Source organism: Pseudomonas sp. Sample_21 (assembly GCF_004307525.1).
Lineage (GTDB): Bacteria > Pseudomonadota > Gammaproteobacteria > Pseudomonadales > Pseudomonadaceae > Aquipseudomonas > Aquipseudomonas atacamensis.
The window spans coordinates 1-2733 of record NZ_RCNZ01000116.1 but is presented as its reverse complement, the minus strand read 5'-3'; the positions used below and the strand labels follow the sequence as shown (position 1 = coordinate 2733).

Here is a 2733-nt window from a genome sequence, read left to right as displayed (position 1 = left end):
TTAAAACAAAGGCAGATATTTTCATATCTGCCTTGTTATATGGAGCTCTTGAGCGGATTTGAACCGCTGACCTCACCCTTACCAAGGGTGTGCTCTACCAACTGAGCTACAAGAGCAAAACCCTTTTGCACAACCTGCAAACTTGGAGCGGGTAGCGGGAATCGAACCCGCATCATCAGCTTGGAAGGCTGAGGTTCTACCACTAAACTATACCCGCGGAGCCTGCAGCTCACGCTTAAATCTGGTGGAGGGAGAAGGATTCGAACCTTCGAAGTCGTAGACGTCAGATTTACAGTCTGATCCCTTTGGCCGCTCGGGAACCCCTCCTAATCAGGCCGGCATTCTATATCATGCCAAACCCCTGTCAAGCATTTTCTCATTTAAAAACCTGAGGTTAGCTGCGTTGACACGCTTCACTTCGAATCCCGTTTAAGGTGTTCGCTGTGGAGCGGGCGCCATTCTATGCAAACTATTGAGCAGGTGCAACCCCTTCGCACAGCATTATTTTATGTTTTAACTCATTGAATTCCTTGGAAAGGTTTTGCAACTGCTGATCGCCCAACAAACGCTGGCCATCCGGCGCAACTGCAAGCCAGTAACCGCTTCCTGCAGCATCTTTCGGCACGGATTGAGCATTGACCCTCATCGCCACCAGGCGCTGTTGCAGCTTGGCAATTGAATCCTCTTCAGAAAATCCACCAAGGAAAAGACACTGCTGACGCGGCACCACCTGCCCTCTCCCGCCTTCACCAGCAGTTTCGCTCAGTAGACGGATATCCTGCTGCGAACCGCGATACAGACTAAGGGGCGTTACATCTTTGGCTCGCAAGGGCGCTTCCTGCTGATGCCAGACATAGTAAAAAACATTGAGAACCACTAGGAGCAGGAACAACCAACGCATATAAACCTCAGGACAAGGGACACGCCATCGCCAAGCCGACAAAAACCAGGTCGGGCACAACCCTGGCGTCAGGCGCGACGCCTTTAACCAACTCGGCATCCCCTCCCGTAATAAAGACGGTGAATTGCTCTCCCCAGTACGCTCGAGCCAGCTCTAATTGAGTGAGAACAAAGCCCCTCAGCATCAAAGAACAACCGCGCTCCACCGCTTCCACGGTGGTACGCCCCGGGACATGACTGGAAAGGGCGCGCTCTGCCGCCTCATCACCATAACGAATTTTACGGGTATGGGTGCGAAGCTGGTTTCGCATCAAAGGCATGCCTGGACAAATGAACCCACCGAGATGCTCACCGTCAGGCCCGACAAAATCGGCAGTAACCGCGGTACCGAAGTCGAGAACCAGACAAGCACTCCCGGCAGCCAGGTGAAAGCCGCCAAGCATCGCCAGCCAGCGATCAAGCCCCAGACGCTCATAGTCTTCGTAGCCGTTTCGAACACCAGACATCTCGCGAGCGGGCTTCGCACACGAGATAGGAATACCGAACTCGCGCTCAAGCATTTCGGTTAAAGCGCTAGTTTCCTCGTTAGTCCTGACGCTTACCAAACGACACTTGCGCAGCGAGAGTGACTTTATGATCCGTAGGCTCTCAAGCAAAGCCTGATTGGAATCCACAACTCCTTCCGAGACCAGCTCGCTCGCCGACGCATCCAGCACGCGCCATTTTATAAAGCTATTGCCGCAGTCAAGCTCAAGAATCATCACGCAACCTCAGGCTGAGCTCTCCGCCACTAAAGGCCTTTTCGACACCATCTACAATCAAGCGCAACCCGCCTTGGTTATCAATCCCGAGCACTACTCCATCGATACGGCTGTTACCCGCGATCAACGACACGGAGCGCCCCTGCCACAGATGATTTTCCGCCCATTCTGCCTGCAGACTTGCGAACCCGTTGAGCTGGTGTTTATGGATATAAATCTTGAGTTGATTACTCAATTCAACCACCAGAGCATTGCGATCGCAGGCTTTGCCTGACTCCAGTTTTATAGAAGTCCATTGCTGGTCGACCTCATCGGCAACCTGCATATTCACGTTGATTCCTATACCCAACACAACATGACACACATCCGCCGGATCGCCGACGAGTTCGAGCAGAATGCCAGCTATTTTCTTGTTACCCACCAAAACATCATTGGGCCACTTCAAACCGGCATTGGGCACACCGGTGTTTCGCAAGGCCTGCATCACCGCCAAGCCAACAACAAGGCTCAATCCCTCAAGCTGACGCATGCCGCCTTCGATGCGGAGTACAAGGCTGTAATAAAGATTTTCTGCAAATGGGCTTACCCACTTACGACCTCGACGACCACGGCCTGCCAATTGTCGCTCCGCGAGCACCAAAAACGGCGCGGCGGCGCCGTCACTGATGGAGCGAAGAGCTTCGGCATTTGTCGAGTCAACAGAGTCGAACACACGCACCGGCCATTGAGGCATCTTCCTGGTTATTTCCAGAAGATCAAGGAGCGTCAGAGGCGTCGACAATTGATATCCGCGACCGCGAACTTTATGGATCGACAGACCAAGTTCAGCTTCAAGCTGTTGTAGCTGCTTCCATACAGCACTTCGGCTTATTCCCAGGGCAACGCCCAGGTCCTGTCCGGAATGGAATCGTCCATCCTTCAGTAGATTCAACAACGTCAGCATGCAGGTATCGCCTCACAATGAGGCCCGCATAATAGCCATGCCCCGGGCCGTTGCATAGAAATCAAGCGGACACATTTCTCGCAGGCAAAACAAAACCCCAACTGCTTTCGCAATTGGGGTTTCGGAATT

The 2733-nt window shown here is 52.9% G+C and carries 3 protein-coding genes and 3 tRNA genes; all 6 read right to left on the bottom strand.

Annotated features, from left to right (window positions below; all coding sequences use genetic code 11):
* Window positions 1–40 precede the first annotated feature (40 nt).
* The 6 genes from D8U71_RS22705 to birA all read right to left on the bottom strand — a co-directional run bounded on the left by D8U71_RS22705 (window position 41) and on the right by birA (window position 2604).
* Window positions 41–116: transfer RNA gene (locus D8U71_RS22705), tRNA-Thr, on the bottom strand.
* 27 nt (window positions 117–143) lie between these two features.
* Window positions 144–217, bottom strand: a tRNA-Gly gene (locus tag D8U71_RS22700).
* Window positions 218–242: 25 nt separating this feature from the next.
* Window positions 243–327, bottom strand: a tRNA-Tyr gene (locus D8U71_RS22695).
* A 142-nt stretch (window positions 328–469) separates the two neighbouring features.
* Entirely contained in the window at window positions 470–901 is a 432-nt protein-coding gene (locus D8U71_RS22690; RefSeq protein ID WP_125925892.1) for a hypothetical protein, read from the bottom strand.
* A gap of 7 nt (window positions 902–908) precedes the next feature.
* A complete protein-coding gene (locus tag D8U71_RS22685) occupies window positions 909–1661 on the bottom strand; it encodes a pantothenate kinase (RefSeq protein ID WP_122700378.1) in 753 nt (250 codons plus the stop codon).
* Window positions 1651–2604 carry a bifunctional biotin--[acetyl-CoA-carboxylase] ligase/biotin operon repressor BirA gene (birA, locus tag D8U71_RS22680; protein ID WP_125925891.1) on the bottom strand — a complete coding sequence of 318 codons (954 nt, stop codon included), beginning with the start codon at window positions 2602–2604 and terminating at the stop codon, window positions 1651–1653. The genes D8U71_RS22685 and birA overlap by 11 nt, the downstream gene beginning before the upstream one ends.
* Window positions 2605–2733 lie beyond the last annotated feature (129 nt).

What these genes read in the sequence shown, in the direction of transcription:
- D8U71_RS22690 (WP_125925892.1), bottom strand. Translation starts at nt 901, where the DNA reads ATGCGTTGGTTGTTCCTGCTCCTAGTGGTTCTCAATGTTTTTTACTAT.
- D8U71_RS22685 (WP_122700378.1), bottom strand. Translation starts at nt 1,661, where the DNA reads ATGATTCTTGAGCTTGACTGCGGCAATAGCTTTATAAAATGGCGCGTG.
- birA (WP_125925891.1), bottom strand. Translation starts at nt 2,604, where the DNA reads ATGCTGACGTTGTTGAATCTACTGAAGGATGGACGATTCCATTCCGGA.